The sequence below is a fragment of the Agathobacter ruminis genome, assembly GCF_002735305.1.
In the GTDB taxonomy this organism is placed as follows: domain Bacteria; phylum Bacillota; class Clostridia; order Lachnospirales; family Lachnospiraceae; genus Roseburia; species Roseburia ruminis.
Map to the genome: position 1 here is coordinate 1 of NZ_PDYG01000039.1, position 906 is coordinate 906.

Genomic DNA, 906 nt, shown 5'->3' on the forward strand with positions numbered 1-906 from the left:
GGGCTCTGCACGTAGCTACGAATATTGCTTTGATGCAATTGAAAAGCATTGCATTGTGGCAATTGGAATGATTGGCTGCAAACGCAATAAACGTGATTTTTTGCGCGGATATAATTATATGCTTGAAAGAATTGAACCGGATGCTATCATTTGCTTAGGTGACCCTTTCGATGAAATGGATGGTAATCTTGTAGTTGTGGATTATCAGAAGTCCAGAAAGGTGGTGCGCTAATGGGTGGTAGAGGTACATTTGCTGCAGGAAATCCGGTGCCTTATGTTTATGAAACAGACACTTCGTTTTTTGCAGGTGGAAAGTTTAATGGTGTCAAAGTATTAAAAGGCGTAGAAGGATCTGGTAAGCATGGCCTTCCAGAATCATCACATTCAAGTTTTGCTTATCTTAAAATGAATCAAGACGGAACATTTAATACTATGCGTATTTATGATAAGGATCACAATCTCAGAATTGAAATTGCGTATCATCGAGAACCAAAGGTTGGAAAGGGCTTAGACAAGGTCTTACACTACCATGTTTATGGGAAGGAATTTAGCCAAAGTAAAACGCCTAACTTTGAACGTACAACGATTCGGATGCACAAAAATTCGAAGCTTTACAAGCAATATAAAAAGTTTTTCAAAGGAGCTGAACTATGATTAATGGAAATATTGATGAGTTTGTTGAAAAACTCTTGGATGGTGAAGAGGTTATATATGTCTATCATGGAAAAAAGTATTTTTCGCAAGGATACAATCTGGATGATGGAACATATTACTTTGAGCTGCAGCAGTGGGAACCTACAGCGACTGTTTTATGGAGCGTAAAAGGATTAGATCGTCCTGCGAGTTTGGATGCTTTTCTAAAAGAACCATTGTTTGATGGAAAAACTTTCTGGGAATGTGAAAAGG

The 906-nt window shown here is 38.1% G+C and carries 3 protein-coding genes; all 3 read left to right on the plus strand.

The window, feature by feature from the left end; genetic code table 11:
• On the plus strand, positions 1-232 hold a 232-nt coding region (locus CSX02_RS07020; RefSeq protein ID WP_143248154.1), incomplete at its 5' end, for a DUF4417 domain-containing protein.
• Positions 232-654, plus strand: a complete 423-nt coding sequence (locus CSX02_RS07025; protein WP_099386149.1) for a hypothetical protein — start codon at positions 232-234, stop codon at positions 652-654. The genes CSX02_RS07020 and CSX02_RS07025, both read left to right, overlap by 1 nt.
• The coding region (locus CSX02_RS07030) for a hypothetical protein (RefSeq protein WP_143248155.1) at positions 651-906 on the plus strand (256 nt) is incomplete at its 3' end. The genes CSX02_RS07025 and CSX02_RS07030, both read left to right, overlap by 4 nt.